16 protein-coding genes are annotated in these 16696 nt (G+C 39.4%); 8 read left to right on the top strand and 8 right to left on the bottom strand.

The genetic code is table 11. The features are described 5' to 3' along the window. Window positions 1-90: 90 nt before the first annotated feature. From Q0779_RS07850 to Q0779_RS07860, 3 genes are read right to left on the bottom strand one after another with little or no spacing between them, the layout of a single operon-like run. Window positions 91-1140, bottom strand: coding sequence for an FUSC family protein (locus Q0779_RS07850; RefSeq protein ID WP_298771338.1), 1050 nt, complete (start codon window positions 1138-1140; stop codon window positions 91-93). Beyond that, complete coding sequence (locus Q0779_RS07855) at window positions 1133-2245, bottom strand: hypothetical protein (RefSeq protein WP_298771340.1); 1113 nt, start codon at window positions 2243-2245, stop codon at window positions 1133-1135. The genes Q0779_RS07850 and Q0779_RS07855 overlap by 8 nt, the downstream gene beginning before the upstream one ends. Before the next feature lie 56 nt (window positions 2246-2301). Further along, entirely contained in the window at window positions 2302-3078 is a 777-nt protein-coding gene (locus tag Q0779_RS07860) for an alpha/beta hydrolase (protein WP_298771342.1), read from the bottom strand. A gap of 175 nt (window positions 3079-3253) precedes the next feature. Between Q0779_RS07860 and Q0779_RS07865 the strand changes: the two genes are divergently transcribed. Genes Q0779_RS07865 through Q0779_RS07880 form a run of 4 tightly spaced genes read left to right on the top strand, consistent with a single transcriptional unit; the run spans window position 3254 to window position 5285 of the window. Further along, entirely contained in the window at window positions 3254-4120 is an 867-nt protein-coding gene (locus Q0779_RS07865; RefSeq protein ID WP_298771344.1) for an MBL fold metallo-hydrolase, read from the top strand. A gap of 2 nt (window positions 4121-4122) precedes the next feature. After that, window positions 4123-4539 (top strand): YeeE/YedE thiosulfate transporter family protein, encoded by a 417-nt coding sequence (locus Q0779_RS07870; protein ID WP_298771346.1) that lies wholly within the window; start codon window positions 4123-4125, stop codon window positions 4537-4539. Window positions 4540-4542: 3 nt separating this feature from the next. After that, on the top strand, window positions 4543-4983 hold the full coding sequence (locus tag Q0779_RS07875; RefSeq protein WP_298771347.1) for a YeeE/YedE family protein: 441 nt from the start codon (window positions 4543-4545) through the stop codon (window positions 4981-4983). After that, on the top strand, window positions 4980-5285 hold the full coding sequence (locus Q0779_RS07880) for a metalloregulator ArsR/SmtB family transcription factor (RefSeq protein ID WP_298771349.1): 306 nt from the start codon (window positions 4980-4982) through the stop codon (window positions 5283-5285). Before Q0779_RS07875 ends, Q0779_RS07880 begins: the two co-directional genes overlap by 4 nt. A 6-nt stretch (window positions 5286-5291) precedes the next feature. On the opposite strand, the gene Q0779_RS07885 is transcribed toward Q0779_RS07880, so the two are convergent. The 3 genes from Q0779_RS07885 to Q0779_RS07895 all read right to left on the bottom strand — a co-directional run bounded on the left by Q0779_RS07885 (window position 5292) and on the right by Q0779_RS07895 (window position 9181). Beyond that, entirely contained in the window at window positions 5292-5711 is a 420-nt protein-coding gene (locus Q0779_RS07885; protein ID WP_298771351.1) for a secondary thiamine-phosphate synthase enzyme YjbQ, read from the bottom strand. A 91-nt stretch (window positions 5712-5802) separates the two neighbouring features. After that, entirely contained in the window at window positions 5803-7437 is a 1635-nt protein-coding gene (locus tag Q0779_RS07890; RefSeq protein WP_298771353.1) for a hypothetical protein, read from the bottom strand. A 181-nt stretch (window positions 7438-7618) separates the two neighbouring features. Then, entirely contained in the window at window positions 7619-9181 is a 1563-nt protein-coding gene (locus Q0779_RS07895; protein ID WP_298771355.1) for a hypothetical protein, read from the bottom strand. A gap of 322 nt (window positions 9182-9503) precedes the next feature. Between Q0779_RS07895 and Q0779_RS07900 the strand changes: the two genes are divergently transcribed. Next, a complete protein-coding gene (locus tag Q0779_RS07900) occupies window positions 9504-10358 on the top strand; it encodes a DUF4396 domain-containing protein (RefSeq protein WP_298771356.1) in 855 nt (284 codons plus the stop codon). 423 nt (window positions 10359-10781) lie between these two features. Then, window positions 10782-12983 carry a multicopper oxidase domain-containing protein gene (locus Q0779_RS07905; RefSeq protein WP_298771358.1) on the top strand — a complete coding sequence of 734 codons (2202 nt, stop codon included), beginning with the start codon at window positions 10782-10784 and terminating at the stop codon, window positions 12981-12983. Between the two features lie 56 nt (window positions 12984-13039). On the opposite strand, the gene Q0779_RS07910 is transcribed toward Q0779_RS07905, so the two are convergent. Together Q0779_RS07910 and Q0779_RS07915 are read right to left on the bottom strand one after the other, a co-directional pair. Next, the gene (locus tag Q0779_RS07910; RefSeq protein WP_298771360.1) at window positions 13040-13444 is read right to left on the bottom strand and encodes a DUF4150 domain-containing protein; all 405 of its coding nucleotides are present in this window, start codon (window positions 13442-13444) and stop codon (window positions 13040-13042) included. A gap of 174 nt (window positions 13445-13618) precedes the next feature. After that, the gene (locus tag Q0779_RS07915; protein WP_298771362.1) at window positions 13619-14071 is read right to left on the bottom strand and encodes an Lrp/AsnC family transcriptional regulator; all 453 of its coding nucleotides are present in this window, start codon (window positions 14069-14071) and stop codon (window positions 13619-13621) included. A gap of 101 nt (window positions 14072-14172) precedes the next feature. Between Q0779_RS07915 and Q0779_RS07920 the strand changes: the two genes are divergently transcribed. Both Q0779_RS07920 and Q0779_RS07925 read left to right on the top strand, forming a co-directional pair. Next, window positions 14173-14766: a LysE family translocator gene (locus tag Q0779_RS07920; protein WP_298771364.1), complete on the top strand. Its 594-nt coding sequence runs from the start codon at window positions 14173-14175 to the stop codon at window positions 14764-14766. A 114-nt stretch (window positions 14767-14880) separates the two neighbouring features. After that, window positions 14881-16524, top strand: a complete 1644-nt coding sequence (locus tag Q0779_RS07925) for an AMP-binding protein (protein ID WP_298771366.1) — start codon at window positions 14881-14883, stop codon at window positions 16522-16524. Window positions 16525-16696: the final 172 nt, after the last annotated feature.

Genomic DNA, 16696 nt, shown 5'->3' on the forward strand with positions numbered 1-16696 from the left:
TTTAGCTGCAATGGCTAAACCGTCAGCTTTATCTTGAATACTATTAATTCCAACTGAATCCTGCATCTTCAAGTGGTTTGGGTATAAACCTTAACGGGGAGAGGCGTTAGTCAAATCGACTAATAACTGATTCACTTTACGTAAGTAGTAAATCAAACTGTAAAAATGCTCAATTTCAGCGTAGTTAGGCATAGCTTGGTCTTTATAATGCAGGGCTATTTTTTGATGTATTTGCAATAGAATCGCGTCTAAAGAATGTGGCTCACAATCCACACTTTTCGGCACTTCACCCACCATGAGGGTCGATAAGCATTGTGAGTTTTCTTTTATCACTGCTTGAAATTGTGACAATTCCTCTTCAAACTCAGCACATAAAGGACTCGGCTCTTTTTCCAATAAAGTCAAAATATTCGTCAGGTAATGAAACAACAAATCAAATCCAAATTGATAATTTTGCAGCTGTTGACGCTTAGTTCTAGAAAAGGTGACTTCAAATTCAGAAAAAGACTGCTTATGTTTCAATGCCTCCCAACTTGGGTATAATTTTTGATGCCAGCCCATCAATTGGCACATGTATTGTGGATCAGAAGAGTGTAGTGCATAAAAAATATCATCAATAAAACCATCAAGCTGGTTTATCATCGTCAGATAATGCGCTTGCACATCCACGTAGCTGCGATTAGGAAAGATGACACCTGACACCAATACCGCCACCATAGCGCCAATTAAGGTATCATAAGCTCTAGCTGCAAATAATGATAAACTCCACCCATTTAATAAAGAGAAAAGAAAAACAACAAAAATGGTAATAAAAAAACTGGCCCAAGCATAAGATCGCGGTAAAAAATACACGATAGCAAATATGCTAATTAATAAGAAACTGGTTAACAGCAATGCCGCTTCTGTTGGAAACAAGGGAACAAGGTACAAAACAATCCCTGTACCCAGCGTTCCGCCAATCAAGGTCATACTCACTCGTTCTTTGGCCTTTTTAATACTTTCACCAAAGGTACTAGACACTAATAAAATGGCTGTTAGCGTCGCCCAAATGCCCCGCTCCAATGAAAAACCATGAACAATCAACAAGGTTACCATAACAGCGATAGACGCTTGAAAAGCTTGGCGAGTGGCATTATTCATCAAGCCGCGTCTCCCACAATTCAAAATTTTCAATCAGTCTTTTCATACTCAAAGAAAAATTAAAAATATGAATGGACTCAGGTTGACTTAAATCTATCTCAAAAGGATAGCGGCTAAAATATTCATATTCACGTTTAAATTGCTGCATATGCACTAAGCTCACTCGCATGCGACTGATTCTTGATAAGGTTAAAACCAGCAATAAGGCATTGGCTACCCTAATGGTATCTATTTGTATTTGCTTATTTAAACCATCAGCTTCTATCAATTGATGACAGCTCTCAAACAACATACTCAATGTCTTCGTCATACGATAGTGAAAATCATAAAATTGCTCTAATAATGGGTCCTTATCTAAAAATAAGCACTCATTCACTAAGTTCGCATTCTCTTTTCTGAGTTGCAAAACCACTTTGATGAACCTTTGATGTTCGGCTTCAAAGGCTTGCGCTGCCCTCTTTTTGACTCTACAAAAATCATCTGCTTCCTGTTGACACTTCTTGCCCTCAACAAGGCTTTCACATGGCATAGCAATAAAAGCATCTATTACTTCAGTAGACAATTTAAATAGCAACTGCATATTGGTATTTAGCTGTTTACGATCGTCAATTGGCCAAATCATAAAAGTGAAAAAAAGCACGATACACACAGCTAAAACAATGCCTTGCCAAAGATTCAATATAGGAGGATGCGGTAAAAGCAATACGATAATATACAACATGAGCACAAATAAAGGAGGTATAAAAAACCGGCCTCCAAAGCGCCTAAGGTAAAACGCCACAAAAACTAAGACGATAAATACGCCATTACTCAACCAAGGGGCTTGATAAAATTGCAGTGCTAAACCACTGCTGACAATCATGGCCAGCGCCGAACAAATAATGGTTAAAAATTGCTGTTTCTTGTCTCGACCCACCCTCAGTATCGATAAAAAGCCTGCCACAAATGTTCCCAGTAATTGAGCGTTTTGGTCATATTCACCGAGAACAAACCAGGCACAGACGATAATCACTACTGTTTTGATGGATTGAATAAAGGCATTTTGTCTTTGAGACAACCAAAATGTCAGCACTTGTATTCTATTTTGCCTCAATAGATTAATCAAAATCCCCTCTCATTCTTTATTATTGACTTCTTAATAGACTGAATAGTCAATCCTCATTAAATATGCGAGCACAAATAGTCCATGATTAGCGGGTTCACCAAACTTGATTGCATTAATGGCGCCATATGTCCTCCATTAATTTCAATCTTAGTGACATGACGTAAATTGTCTTCAATGACTGCTACCACAGCTTTAGCTGAACTGCGACTTTGCTCACCTGTCATTAATAATACATTGGCAGAAATGCTATTAGCATACTCTTGTACCGTCTTAGGTTCATTAATAATAGCTTCAAAATCTAGAGCGACCTTAGGCATCATTGCAGCTAATCCTTGTTGAATTGGCTTAGGTAGAGCAGAAAAATACCCCTCACCATTCCAATAGTTGGTAAATAAGGCTGCGCCCTCATAATCGGTAATATTATCCATGTTCACTGCTAACTCAGAGACTTTCTGGCGCTGTGGGGCATTACCATCTAATAAATGAAAAGCCACAGGCTCAAAAATGCACAAGGCTTTTACTTGCTGCTTAAATGCATCAGCAAAACGAAGCGCTACCGCACCACCAAAAGAATGCCCAACAAGATAATACGGACCCGATAATGCCTTCTGCTGTAAAAATTGTTGGATCCGTTCTACTTCACATTTCAACGAATAAGGTGAAAGGATCCCTTCATTGGCGATACTACCATAACCTTGTAAGTCAACATTCACACAAGTAAAGCGTGGCGAAAGCTGTTTAATTAGGGGTTTCCATTGCTCTTTTGAACTCAAGGAGCTGTGCAATAAAATAACTACTGGGCCACTACCTGAAACTTCTATTCCTGTCGACATTAGCATTTTTCCATAAAGTAGATTTCAAATCTAACATCCTATATTTGTTAACGGCTGATCACTAGCGAAAAGTCATCATTTTCCACTTCAAAGACATGAGAAAGATAAATAGAAATATTGCAAATCGTATATCGTTAATGTACGATTAAACGATATTAAATAAAGGATTACTATCATGCCATCCATTATCATTCAGGAATTCTATCATCATAACTCTCATACTATAAGCTATATAGTCCATGATAAACAATCACTTGAGGCTATTGTAATAGATAGTGCTTTAGATTTTGATTTATCATCCAAAACAACACAAACTCACTTTGTCGATCAGCAAATTGATTACATACGGCAACATCATCTATCTGTAAAGTGGATAGCTGAAACCCATATACATGCCGACCACTTAACCGCTGCTCAATATATAAAAAGCCAGTTAGGTGGGGAAGTCATTATTGGTCAAGGAATCATCGACACGCAAAAAAAATTCAATCACCAATTACCTCCCTACAAAACTTCATTTGAACAAGCACACCAATTTGATCGACTGCTTCATGATAACGAACAGCTCACTATCGGTCAGACAACAATCACCGCACTAAGCACACCAGGACATACGCCCGATAGTATGACCTACTTAATCGAAAACAATGCTTTTATAGGCGATACACTCTTTATGCCAGACAGTGGCTCAGCCCGTTGTGATTTTTATGGTGGTTGTGCTAGTACGTTATTCACTAGCGTACAGCGTCTGTATTCTCTTCCGGATCAAACCAAACTATGGATGTGCCACGATTATCAACCCAATGGTCGCCCATTACATTATCAAACGAGTGTACAAGAAAGTAAGATGACCAACATACATATTCGCCATAACACCTTAAAAGATTATTTTATACCGTTGCGAGAAACAAGAGATGCCAGCTTAATACCGCCGAAACTGTTATATCCCGCCCTCCCTTTTAATATTCTTTCTGGCTTATGGCCTGTTGATAATAATATTTTTTCAACTCCCCCTTTTAACATATGTATTTCAAAGAGGTAATAATGGAACAACTCACTTTATTTAGCTCAATTGTTGGAGGGCTTATATTAGCGACATCCGCCCTTTTTCTACTGTTTTTTAACGGTAAAATAGCCGGTATATCCGGTATTTTATATGGCCTTACAAAAGTGCATTTATCGAAAGAATATTGGCAAGTTAGCTTTATTCTAGGCCTCATTGTCAGCCCATTCTTTTCCGCCATGTTGGGATTTCATTTACCCACACAAATTGACCTGAGTTGGGAAGCCATGTCGATAGGTGGCCTATTGGTCGGTCTAGGTACAAAACTCGGTTCGGGCTGCACCAGTGGTCATGGTATATGTGGTATTGGTCGCTTATCAATTCGCTCTATTATTGCCACCAGCATTTTTATGCTAACAGCGATGTTCACTGTCTTTCTATTAAAATTTGTGAGTTAATTTATGATCATATTAATTGCATTGCTTTGTGGCATTTTATTTGGATTAGGGCTCATCATTTCACAAATGGTGGATCCCAACAAAGTGCTTCATTTTTTAGATGTCACCGGAAATTGGGATCCTAGCTTAGCATTTGTCATGTTCTCAGCACTGGTTGTTTTTGTGCCCATTTATCATCTCATCATCAAGCATAAAACCAAACCTAAATTCACTCAAGCCTTTCATCTACCAAAAAAAGTTACTATCGATCTCCCTCTAATACTGGGTGCATCCGTTTTTGGTATTGGATGGGGAATATCTGGGATCTGTCCAGGACCTGCACTCGTTAACATCACAGGGGGGTCACCTAAAATATTGGTTTTTATAGTCATGATGCTCATTGGAATGCATATTCCCAAATATGCTAAGATGCTATTATCAAAATTCAGATATACATATAAATGACTTCCACCTTCTCAATCGAAGAACTAGAAAAAAATGCCTCTCAAGCCGAAGTGCTCATGAAGGCATTAAGCAGTAAATATCGGCTGATGATCCTTTGTTTGCTTCAAGAAAGTGAGTTATCGGTTTCAGCGCTCAATCAAAAGATCCCTATCGCTCAATCAACATTATCTCAACACTTAGCTTGGCTTCGCAGAGAAAAATATGTTGAAACACGACGTGATGCACAAACAATATACTATCAATTAAGTGATAAAAATATCATTAAGATTATAGATTTACTTCATGAAATATTCTGCGAGTAACAAGTATTACTCGCCGTTTAACGTAATAACTAGGGTTCTGGACGATGCATTTTCTCTATGCTCACACAGGTAAATACCTTGCCATATGCCCATGTTCAATGCGCCATTTGTCACAGGAATACTTTGACTCGAACCAATCAATATTGATTTGATGTGAGCAGGCATGTCATCTGGCCCCTCAAAAGTATGCTCATAATAAGGTGCATTTTCTGGCGCCAACACATTAAAGTGTTGCTCTAAATCGTGACGAACACTAGGGTCGGCATTTTCATTAAGACCAATTGATGCGGAAGTGTGTTTAATAAAAAGGTGTAACATACCGACATTAAGCTTTTTAATTTCTGGCACTTGCTGCACAATCTCGTCTGTAATGAGATGAAAACCCCTCTTTTGTGCTTGAACGCTAATTTCTTTTTGGATCCACATTTTCAACCTTCCTTCAATCGTAACCCATACCGTCACCACAGCATTTAATAAAAAAGCTACATTAGCAGCTTTTTTAAAATTGATTATACGATTAACTTTTACTACTGAAAAGAGACCTAACATTCGATAAAGTATCTACCCATGAGCGTACTTTTTGATAGCCAGTATCTTGACTATTTTGCGACTCCAGATCCTCCGCTTGCTTCTTCCCCAAAACCATCGAATGCTCATCTTGAACTATGACATGAGGATGACGCTGCTGAATTTCAAGAAACTCCTGCTCGCCAACACTGCTCATCGTCACTTTTTGGCTTTGCAATGGGTTATGAATATGGCTACGGGTATTTACTCCTAAAGCCCATTTTGTACCCGATTGGACTTCTTGATATACATCTATCGGTAAACCTTTCTCTCTATTAATCGCCGCTTCAAGATATGTTCCAGCCATACGATTACAATTCGCCTCCATGGCATTATCAGACGGTAACACAGAGTAAGCGACCATAGTCTGTGCTTTTAAGTCTTTTTTCTCGACTTCAGATAACACTGTTTGACCAGCTTTTGTCAGAATACTGGCTTTCGTTTGCTCTAACCCATTAAGCCCTAACTTTTCATCTAAATAATCCTGATAAATTCGCTGCTCGCGAGTGACTTCCTGCAGCGTTGTCAATTTAACAGCTTGCTGTTTCACCGAGCCTTTTCGATGCTCAAAATTATGTATATCTTCATTATAATCACGGCCTTTACGTGAGTCCGTATTATAGAAACCTGGCTGCTCATTACATTTAACGGCAACATACCCTAAACCTCTGCGATGAGATTCGGTCAATAAATCTTCATTATCCGTCTTTTTCAGCTCTGTTTTAATAGCCTCAACAAACCCATCAAGAAAAGCAAAACTTTCGCCTTTTAATGCAGAAATGGCTTTAAGGATCGGTGCCTCAAAAGGCACTTTTATTTTCGTTCCATCGCTGCTTTTCGTCACATATTTTGCTTTTGACAGCTCACTCATGAAGGTATCGTTAAGCTCGACTTTAGAACGAGTTAAATCATTTCTCTCACCATAAAGTCTCGCATGTTGAGTACCCGGTTCCCCCGTCATAATATAAGCATGTAATGGTGGTAGCAATTTACCAAAACAATGACTATGCGCAATATAAACGGGCACAGGTTCAACTAAACGACGAGCAGCATTCAATTCACTATCACATTGAGCTTTCTCTATTCCATGTTGACTAATAGATGGCTCGACTTGTACAAGCCCTTTTATCTGCTCATTAAAAGACTGAACTAATCTTTTTTTTAAGAACTCAGCGTGTTGTTTTTGAGTTGCACATTGATACTCATCAAGAGCTGGTCGGCTCCAACTACTGACAACTTCATGATTATCTGGATGGCCTTTAAAGTAACCTATTTGGTACTCAATTTGACCATTAGATCTATTAATCTGAGTATAATCATTCGATGTTAAAGCTGTTAATTTAGTAAACAGCTCTTTCTTCAATCCAACCATATCAGGCGTATTATCGTTACTCAACACATCCAGTTGTCTAATATACTCTTTCGCTTCAGCTCTGTGGGTACCACAAACAGTATCACACAACCAATCCCAGATTTTCTCAGTCTTCGTCATATTATTTATATGAGAAATTTCTGCTGCGCTAATGTAATTTTTATCCCAAGTATTATGGGTTACCTCTCCTCCCCCTAGCTGAATACCCGCCATTTTCCTGCCCTATGCCTAAATTAAAAGAAACCAAAACTTAATCGATTAAGTTTATAATTTCTTCCTAAAAACAAAGCAAACTGTCGTAAAATAACATTCTCTTTGTAAATTTAAAGAAAGTAATCCTAATTAAGAACTCAAGCATCACCTCAATTTTTAATACCATCTAACTCTCATTATTTTAAAACTGACTAGTAAAAAAATTCGATAATGAATTTACTACCGCTCTTAATCGGCTATAGCCAGTATCTTGACTATTTTGTAATTTAAGATCTTTCGCTTCTTTCTTACCCAAATCCATCGAATGCTCATCTAAAACTGTCGCATGTGGATGACGCTGCTGAATTTCAAAAAACTCCTGCTCGCCAATGCTATCCTTGGTCACTCTTTGGCTTTGCAATGGATTATGGATATGTCTTCGTGTATTGCCACCTAATGCCCATCGAGTACCTGATTTAACTTCTTGATAGACATCTATCGGCAAACCTTTATCTCTATTGATTGCCGCTTGAAAATAGGTTGCCGCAGTTCGATTACAATTCGACTCAAACGGGCTATTAGTAGGTAAAGCCGTATAAGCCACCATAGTGCGATCTTTCAATTTCTTCTTTTCTGACTCAGGTAACACTTCAGTACCATCTTCAACACGTATACTTGCCTTCGTTTGTTCCACCCCATTGAGTCCCAGTTTTTCATTGAGATAATCCTGATAAACCCGTTGTTCTCGAGTGACTTCTTGTAATGTCGTCAATTTAACAGGCTGTTGTTTAACTGGACCTTTTTGCTGCTCGAAGTAACGCATATCCTCGTTATGGGTAAAACCTTTGCGTGGATCCATATTGTAAAAGCCCTGTTGACCGTTACATTTTGCCGCAAGATAACCTAAACCAATGCGATGAGACTCTGTCAGTTTCATTTCTGCATCGAATTTATTCAGCTCTCTCTTAATGGCATCCACAAACCCATCTAAAAATGCGAAATTTCGCCCTTGATTTTTTAAACGTTCAACGGCCTGGATCAATTCGGGCTCAAAAGACAATTTCACTTTCTCATTCTTGTCATTTCTTGTGACATATTTCGCTTTTGATAACTCAGCGAGAAAAGCATCATTTAGCTCCACCTTCGAGCGAGTCATGTCATTTTTTTCGCCAAAAAGCAGCGCATTTTTCGAGCCCGGCTCTCCCGCCATAATATAGGCATGTAAAGGTGGGGATAACTCACTAGACGCATAACGATGAGCCATATAAACAGGCACAAGCCTAAGAGTAGGTTTGCCTTGGCTTTGTATCTGTACATCAAACGCTTTGACTAACCTGTCTTTTAACCCTTTCGCTTTAGATTCTTGCGCTGATAATTCATTACTATTAAGTTCAGGGCGAGTCCAAGTCTTGAGTAGCTGATGATCTTCAACATTACCTTTAAAATATCCTATTTGATATTTCAATTCTCCATTTGAGCGGTCAATATTAATATAGTCATTTGAGGTTAAGTTAGATAGCTTGAAGAAAAGCGCTCTTTTTTCACTGCTAGTTTCAGAAGGCGGTTTGTTTTCAAGTGCATCAAGTTGTCGAATATACTCCTTGGCCTCAGCTCTATGAGTTCCACAAACGGCATCACATAACCAATCCCATAGCTTTTCGCCTAGACGAACATTATTAACATGAGAAACCTCTTCTGCACTGATAAAATTTTTATTCCAGGTACTATGACTCTTGCTGCCAGCTCCTAGCTGAATACCTTCCATTTGACTGCCTTAGGTTTGCATTTGAATACATTTATTGGAAACTTAATGAAATATCCATTAAATAGCTTCCAGAATTGACTGAAATTATCGTAAAAAATACTTATCTACCCTAAAGTCGTATTCCCACCATCAGACTTAAACAGCATTTAGTTTAATGATCAGCCATCAATCTTCTATGCTTAAACAGCGATTAAATTCAAAAAGAAAAATAGGGAAAATGAATATGTTATATGGGGCATTAGTGCTATGGTTTTTTTTAACTTTACTTTCAATGGTATATGTTATTTGGGATCAGCTAACTAACACACCATCAATGAGGATTATGACTTTAGCTTGGGCGCTTATTATCTTATATACAGGCCCATTAGGACTATTTTTTTATTTTCTTTCTTGCCGTCAGCCGTTTAAAGGAAGTCATGATGAATTTATTAATGTGCATTGGAAGCAAGCGTTGGGCTCGATGATCCATTGTGTCGCTGGCGACGCTACTGCAATCATTATTATGGCCATTTTCTTAACGCTATTTTCCATTTCCAATGGACTTGAAATGATCATTGAGTACATCGCCGCTTATTTATTTGGCCTATTCATTTTTCAAGCCTTATTCATGCGCTCTATGTTTAATTCTTACAAAGAAGCAGTCAAGAATACGCTTTTTGCCGAAACGATTTCAATGAATTTTGTCATGTGTGGCATGCTGCCCACAATGTTTATTCTTGCACACCTTTTTCCTATCAGTACCGATCCATATACTCTCTTTTTCTGGGGAAGAATGAGTTTAGCCACTATCATCGCGGCGATTGTCGCTTACCCCGTCAATGCTTGGATGGTTAAAAAAGGCATTAAACATGGCATGATGTCTCGCACGCAAGACACTAACAATGCTCACAATCAACACCAAAGTAAAATGAGCCATGAAGTACAACATCAAAAACATGAGCAACATGAGCAGCATGAGCAGCATGAGCAGCATGAGCAGCATGAGCAGCATGAGCAGCATGAGCAGCATGAGCAACATGAGCAACATGAGCAGCATGAGCAAAACACTCATCACACCCACAAAATGAAAAACAAAGCATTATCGCTGAACCATCAAATTTCATTAGCAGTCCTAAGTTATGCGTTATTAATCATCGTGATTTGGCTGACTTCTTTTGTTATTCCAATCAAGTTTTAATAAAATAATGACGTCTGAAATATCACTGGATCATTAATATTCGCAAAAAGTAAATTCTATTCTTATGCTTAAAAAACTTGTCGTAACGGATCTATACCCGTGATACTTGAAGATGCAGGATTCAGCTGGAATGAAAAGCCTTTTAGGCAAGGCTTTGAACAGCGTGCTTAGTCATTCTAAGCTGATGTTCGATAACGCAGTATAAAAGGCCTTGCTTTTACATATAAAGAGGCCAGCCCGTTGGGAGTCTGTAAAATCACCTACATCGAAGTTGTATCACCTTAAAAGGCAATAAGCATTCTTGCAATAATACGCCTTGAATTAGGCACTTTTACAGGCTCTGAAAACATGCATCTTCAAGTATCACGGGTATAAGCCCATACTCAATCTACAAGATATCAACATCGCTTCAAGGAATGGATCATGACACAAAAGTTAAGCCCGCATTGGCATATATTATTTATTTTATCATTGCTTGTTTCTTTCATGTTTTTATCTTTGACCGAAGCACGAGCAGAAGAAGTACATTACCATTTAACGATCGCAAAAGGGCCTGTCAATGTGACAGGAAAAAACATTAATGCAATCACTATCAACGGTCAAATGCCTGGTCCAACGTTAACATTTACCGAAGGTGATATCGCTGTCATGAAAGTCACCAATACTTTACCCGTCCCTGCCACCATTCATTGGCACGGCTTACTGGTTCCAAATGCTGTTGATGGGGTTCCCTACGTCACCACCTTACCTGTATTACCCGGAAAAACTGAAATCTATCGCTTTCCTCTTATTCAGACAGGAACTTATTGGTATCATTCCCATTTTGGTTTACAAGAACAATACGGCCTCAAAGGTACTATCGTTATCCACCCCAAAGAATTAAAAGCAAATGCGCCAAGAGATGTTGTATTAAGCATAGGCGATTGGAATGATGAAATCCCCAGCCATAATCTGCGAAGCTTAAAACGAAATAGTCCTTATTTTGCGTTGAAAAAAAACCAAGTCCAGACAATAACGGGTGCAATCAAAAGTAACAGCTTCGGTAATTTAATTAAAAGAAATTTCTATAACGTCCTCGATGCAGATCTATCTGATGTCGGTTATGACACCTTTATGACCAATGGTAGCCCCCATTGGCAAGTCACAGGTAACCCCGGAGAACTCATACGTTTAAGAGTCACCAACACCAGTACATCATCTTACTTTTATTTAAACTATGCAGGAGGTCCACTGAAAGTTATTGCTGCTGATGGCCTCGATATTACGCCAACAAACCTTGAACGATTATTAATTGCGACAGCAGAAAGCTATGACTTTTTGGTCAAAGTACCGCAAAACGGGCAATATGAATTTCGAGCAACGTCTTTCGATGGTACGGGTTATACTTCCACTTGGATAGGCGATTTACATAGCCAACAACATCCTGCCACCGATATTCCACAGCCTGATATTTATCAGCTTAGTGTTGATATGACCAATGCAATGATCGCAATGAAAAGCATGCCCAAAGAGGACAGCGCAGCAGAAAAAATGCCTAAAATGGGCTCTCCTTCTGCAACAGATACAGGTATGCCGGCAAGCAAAATGCCCTCGATGAAAACAGAGGTACCAAAGAAAAACATGGAAAGCATGAATGGCATGATAAAAAATGAATTTACAGGAGGCACAATCGATAAACGGCCTGGTGCGCCTTATGGGAAGTTGCGCTCACCCAATAAAACAACACTGAACAAAAACCGTCCTTGGAGAGAAATAACACTGAATTTAACCGGTGATATGGATCGCTACCTGTGGACATTCAACGGTAAAACCTTAGCAGAAGATGCCCTCATAGCGATCAAAAAAGGTGAAAATGTTCGCTTTATCATGACCAATAAAACCATGATGCGCCATCCATTGCATCTTCACGGACATTTTTTCCGCGTCGTCACTGAGCAAGGCGAATATTCCACTCTCAAACATACTGTTGATGTGGCTCCCATGCAAACTACGGTTATTGAGTTTGCCGCCAATGAGGAAAAAGACTGGTTTTTCCACTGCCATAATCTCTACCACATGGTGTCAGGTATGGAACGTATCGTACATTATGAAGGGACTGAAGTGGCTCCAGAAGTGATGGCACAGCGAGAAAAGGCCTATGAAGACCCTTGGTATACATGGACAGATGCAGGCTTTTTTAGCCAAATGACCGAAGGGGTCCTAATGACGAGCAATTCACGCAATAATGTGGCCCTTAATTGGCAATACAATTGGAATGATCAATATGATGTCAGCTTAGGTTACTATCGTTATTTTAATCGCTTCTTTTCTTTGTATGCTGGATTTAATACCGATACAGACATGGATCCTCATCGAAATAGAGGAGTGCTCGGTTTTTATTATTTACTGCCTTTTGACATTGATAGCTTAAATTGGGTCGATCATAGGGGCAATCTACGCACTCAGCTCAGCAAACCTTTCCAAATTACAGACCGACTTAGCTTAACTACCGAGTTTGAATATGATTCCTATGCATATACTAGTTGGGGAGTCGGGTTAAACTATTGGTTGACTCGTCGAGTCAGTTTTACGGTTAATTATGACTCTGATTATTACGGTGGCGCGGGTATTTCTGTTCGGTTTTAAGCGCTTTTCTTGTTCGGTATAAACGCATTATCACGGTTATACCGAATCACATTCTCTTAGGTTAATACCATCACTTTATATTGTGAAGGCACAAGTGTTACACCGACACAGTTAGGAGACGTGCCATTTTGTGCGGTCGTACTCGTTAATCTCTGCACAGGCATGCCTCCAACCATAACAGCTGTGCTTCCCAACGTAAAACTCGTCGGCCCCATCATCTGACCTGATGCCACGCCGCCCAATGCCCCAGTGCTGTCTCCAGTACTTAAGGTAATACTGGATGTTTGCGTTATTGAAGGGCCACCATCAATTAACACTGTGGTGACCGCTGTTGATGGATCGCACATGGTCCCTTCTGATACATTAGGATACGGAATCGCCGAGGTCACTGTCCCCACTAAGGTATAACAAGTATCAGGGTAAGCATAATTCGTCCCACCAAGTGTTGTATTCGCGTACATAACCACCTCACAGATTAACAAGAAAAATCTCTGTAGCATTTCGCGAACATAGGCAAACTTGCTGCCAATATTGATTCATTCCAAAGCCACGAATGAACCTTATCACTCGTGAACTCATCAGGATTTCAAGAAATGAAAAGAAGCGAAAATATAAGAGATGAAATGTCGCTTACCTCAAGCCCGCTCATCTTTTGGTGATCCCATTACCACATAAGTCGTTATTTCATTCACTTGCGGTAAGGTTCCTAAGGTTTCCGTATGAAACACCTTATAAGCCGCTAAATCTTGTGTTTCAACTCGCAATAAATATTCATATGAACCAGTAATATTATGACATTCCCTCACCTCAACGGATCGCGTAATCGCGACTTCAAACGCTTGTTGAGCCGCTTTACTATGGTCGCTTAACCCAACCGCAATATAAGCAATGCACCCAATACCTAAAGCCGATTGATCCAATACTGCTTTATAGCCCGTAATCACCCCTAAGCGCTCAAGTTCCTGTACGCGCCTCAAACAAGCCGACGGTGACAACCCTACTCTATCTGCCAGTTCAGTATTGCTCACTCGTCCATCTGATTTAAGCTCTTGCAATATTCTTGTGTTAATACGATCAAAATTAGCCATAAGTTGCACAACTACCCATTAATAAGACCATAAAGCAAGATAACACCTCTAATTAAAAATTATAATTGCAATATCATTAAGAGCTGTAAAAAAGAGATCATATGGATTACCACCTTATCAGTGCACTCATTACTTTTGCCTTCGTTTCAACAATTACACCTGGGCCGAACAACATCATGCTAGCATCTTCAGGGGCTAACTTTGGCTTTCAACGCACGATCCCTCATATGCTAGGTATTGGGCTAGGTTTCAGTTTTATGGTGTTTTTAGTCGGCATAGGACTCATACAAATTTTTGATTTGTATCCAGTGAGTTATTCAATATTAAAAACGGTTAGCATTGTTTATTTGATCTTTTTAGCCTATAAAATAGCCACAACATCATCTAGCAAGGAGACTCAGCACCAGAGTCAGCCGCTCTCATTTATGCAAGCTGCTAGCTTTCAATGGGTTAACCCTAAGGCCTGGACAATGGCACTCACGGCAATGAGTGCTTATACTCCTTCACATAGCATTCAAGCTATTTTTCTCTGCGCCATTATTTTTGCACTCGTGAATTTGCCTTCTGTGAGCTTTTGGACAATATTAGGACAACAATCTCGCCAAATATTATCCAATCCCAAACGATTACGTGCTTTTAATATTCTCATGGCTGGGTTACTCATTATCTCTATTTATCCGTTACTTTTTGAATGATACCTACAAAAATCAGTCTCCAGCAAAACTATTTGTCTTAAATAACAAAAGTGTCCATACTGGTTTAAGGATAAAAAACAAGCAAACAAAAATAGCAAACGGAGTTGAGTGCTGATGAAAAGTCCTATAGAAATGCTCGAACACTGGGTCGCTACCCAAGGGGATCAAGTCTACTTAAAGCAACCCATAAACGGTCAATATAAAGAATTTACTTGGAAAGATGTTTATCGCCAAGTACAACAACTCGCTGGAGGATTACGTCACCTAGGCCTAATCCCTGGTGACAAAGTCGCCATTTTATCAAAAAACTGTGCAGAATGGTTTATCACCGATCTCACACTAATGTATGCAGGCTATATTAGTGTTCCTATTTACCCCACTGCCAATGCAGATACAATACGCTATACATTAGAACACAGTGACACTAAAGCCATTATTGTTGGTAAACTCGATAATTGGCCAGAGCAAGAAAAGGGGATCAGTGGGGATATGCTCAGACTGGCGATGCCTTATGAAACCATGCCAGCACAGTATCAATGGGATCAATTATTATCGTTAAGTCAACCTTTAACTGATATTCCACTTCCATCACTTGATGCCATAATGAGTATCGTGTATACCTCTGGATCGACGGGCAAACCTAAAGGTGTTATCCACCATTTTTCTAGCTATTCATGGACAGCCGAAGCGGCAATCAAAAAAGTCAAACTCAGTCCTGATGATAGGATCATGTCTTACCTTCCATTAGCTCATATTACCGAGCGAGTCGTTATTGAAGGTGGCTCAATTTACTCTGGTGTTAGCGTCGCCTTTGTTGAAAATCTGGATACCTTTGTTGACGATGTTAAAAGAGCGGCTCCAACCTTATTCTTTTCTGTGCCCCGATTATGGAGCCTATTCCAAAAAAATATCATCGATAAAATCGGCGCAAGTAAACTCAATTTACTCTTAAAAATCCCCCTGATCCGCACCCTAATCAAAAATAAAATTAAAGCAGGTTTAGGCTTCAGTCAATGTAAAATTTTTGCCTCAGGCTCAGCCCCAATCCCTCCTTCACTCATCACTTGGTATCACAATATTGACATTGATATCTGTGAAGGATGGGGAATGACCGAAAACAGCGTCTTCTCCTTGGTCCATATTCCCTTTAATCCCGCTAAAATTGGCAGTGTCGGTAAACCTGTTGAAGGTTGCGATATTAAACAAAGTGAAATAGGAGAGCTTCTCGTTAAAAGCCCTGGACTCATGCAAGGCTATTATAAAAATGACGAATTAACCCAAGCTAGTTTTACCGATGATGGTTACTATCTCACCGGAGACTTGTGCACCATAGATGATGAAGGCTACGTCTTTATTACGGGTCGAGTGAAAGATAACTTTAAAACGTCAAAAGGCAAATATGTCGCACCGGTCCCTATTGAAACCAAACTCGCTAAAGATCTTCATGTGGAACAAATTTGTGTCGTAGGCTCAGGCTTACCTCACCCTATAGCCTTAGTCCAACTGTCTGAAGGGGCTAATTTACAACACCGAGAAGAAGTGCGCACTTCGTTAAAAGAAACATTAGATAACGTCAACATTCATTTAGAATCTCATGAGAAAGTCGATGCGATTATTATCACAGATGCAGTGTGGAGTGTGGAAAATGACATCTTAACACCCACACTCAAAATTAAACGCCATATATTGGAAGCCCGTTATATTGATCGCCTCGAAGATTTGCGAGGCGGTCAAATACGTTGGGAAAATGAGCTTTAATATTACAATTAGTAATATTTAGCTAACAATAAAAAACACGCGAGACAGCGTGTTTTTTATTTCATCTAATCATGATCTTAACTTAACTAGCATTCATGAGGAAGGTAAAATATCCAGCCAATATCATTAAACCCATTGCTATGTCCGTTTAAGCCTTTATTCTTGCTGTTCA

The sequence above is a fragment of the uncultured Shewanella sp. genome (assembly GCF_947491715.1).
In the GTDB taxonomy this organism is placed as follows: domain Bacteria; phylum Pseudomonadota; class Gammaproteobacteria; order Enterobacterales; family Shewanellaceae; genus Shewanella.

Coding starts and splice junctions, on each gene's coding strand:
- Q0779_RS07895 (WP_298771355.1), bottom strand. CDS start 9,181: ATGGAAGGTATTCAGCTAGGAGCTGGCAGCAAGAGTCATAGTACCTGG.
- Q0779_RS07890 (WP_298771353.1), bottom strand. CDS start 7,437: ATGGCGGGTATTCAGCTAGGGGGAGGAGAGGTAACCCATAATACTTGG.
- Q0779_RS07905 (WP_298771358.1), top strand. CDS start 10,782: ATGACACAAAAGTTAAGCCCGCATTGGCATATATTATTTATTTTATCA.
- Q0779_RS07875 (WP_298771347.1), top strand. CDS start 4,543: ATGATCATATTAATTGCATTGCTTTGTGGCATTTTATTTGGATTAGGG.
- Q0779_RS07880 (WP_298771349.1), top strand. CDS start 4,980: ATGACTTCCACCTTCTCAATCGAAGAACTAGAAAAAAATGCCTCTCAA.
- Q0779_RS07915 (WP_298771362.1), bottom strand. CDS start 14,071: ATGGCTAATTTTGATCGTATTAACACAAGAATATTGCAAGAGCTTAAA.
- Q0779_RS07920 (WP_298771364.1), top strand. CDS start 14,173: ATGGATTACCACCTTATCAGTGCACTCATTACTTTTGCCTTCGTTTCA.
- Q0779_RS07900 (WP_298771356.1), top strand. CDS start 9,504: ATGACTTTAGCTTGGGCGCTTATTATCTTATATACAGGCCCATTAGGA.
- Q0779_RS07910 (WP_298771360.1), bottom strand. CDS start 13,444: ATGTACGCGAATACAACACTTGGTGGGACGAATTATGCTTACCCTGAT.
- Q0779_RS07850 (WP_298771338.1), bottom strand. CDS start 1,140: ATGAATAATGCCACTCGCCAAGCTTTTCAAGCGTCTATCGCTGTTATG.
- Q0779_RS07865 (WP_298771344.1), top strand. CDS start 3,254: ATGCCATCCATTATCATTCAGGAATTCTATCATCATAACTCTCATACT.
- Q0779_RS07860 (WP_298771342.1), bottom strand. CDS start 3,078: ATGTCGACAGGAATAGAAGTTTCAGGTAGTGGCCCAGTAGTTATTTTA.
- Q0779_RS07870 (WP_298771346.1), top strand. CDS start 4,123: ATGGAACAACTCACTTTATTTAGCTCAATTGTTGGAGGGCTTATATTA.
- Q0779_RS07925 (WP_298771366.1), top strand. CDS start 14,881: ATGAAAAGTCCTATAGAAATGCTCGAACACTGGGTCGCTACCCAAGGG.
- Q0779_RS07885 (WP_298771351.1), bottom strand. CDS start 5,711: ATGTGGATCCAAAAAGAAATTAGCGTTCAAGCACAAAAGAGGGGTTTT.